Annotated in this window: 1 protein-coding gene; it reads right to left on the reverse strand. The window is 61.0% G+C overall.

Going from position 1 to position 816, the window contains the following annotated elements; translation table 11 throughout:
• Positions 1-765: LamG-like jellyroll fold domain-containing protein (locus ABD299_RS24780; RefSeq protein WP_344266991.1), on the reverse strand; the 765-nt coding region annotated here is incomplete at its 3' end.
• Positions 766-816: the final 51 nt, after the last annotated feature.

Below are 816 nucleotides of genomic sequence, written 5' to 3' on the forward strand. Positions count from 1 at the left end.
ACCAGCCCTCACCAACCAGGTTGGAAAAGGCTCAGTGTCATGAACGCCAACCAGATGAACCCACTCTCCTTGCACAGCGCTTCCCGCAGGCTGCCCTGTCCATATCAGGTCGGCGTCAGGTGCATCCGAGCGATACGTACCGAAGACCCAGCGGTTCTGCACTCCGGAGTAGTACAGCGTGAAGCCCGGACGGTGTGTTCCCAGTTGCGATACGACGACCTTCTCTTCTGTGTGCTGTCCTGGGTCAATCTTGGCCCAGGCCGACACTGTGAAGCTCCGCTCCGTGTTGAGGTGCGGCACCCCCACGCTCCCGTACGCCCCCTCGCCACTGAGCCGGGCGGATGTGGTGACGGGACCGGAAGCTCCGAGCTCCATACCACCGTGCAGCACAGCCGGGCGCACATGCGCGTATCCGAGAACCTCGGGTGACCCCGCGGGTTCCTCGAAGTCGAAGTGTGCTACTACCGGGCGTCCCGGGACGCCGGTGACACCTTCTTCGTAGAGCGCTTGAACTTGCGGTTCCCACATCCTCTTGTCAAACAGGGAGATTTCGTCGACGGTCCCGGGAAAGTAACTCTTCACCTCTCCGCTGTAGGTTCCGGCACCTACTTGAAGACCGTGACTGCCCGTCCACGTCATGTTGTGAGAGGTTTCACCGACGAGTTCGCCGTTGACAAACAGTCGCAGCTGTTTCTCGACACCGTCGTAGGAACCGGCCAGATGAGTCCACACGCCTGCCTGGACGCCACCCGGCTGAGCTGACATGGCCCGGATTATCTTAGAGGATGTCTCACGTGGCTTGAGCGGCATCGGGCA

This window comes from Streptomyces sodiiphilus (assembly GCF_039529215.1).
Classification (GTDB): domain Bacteria; phylum Actinomycetota; class Actinomycetes; order Streptomycetales; family Streptomycetaceae; genus Streptomyces; species Streptomyces sodiiphilus.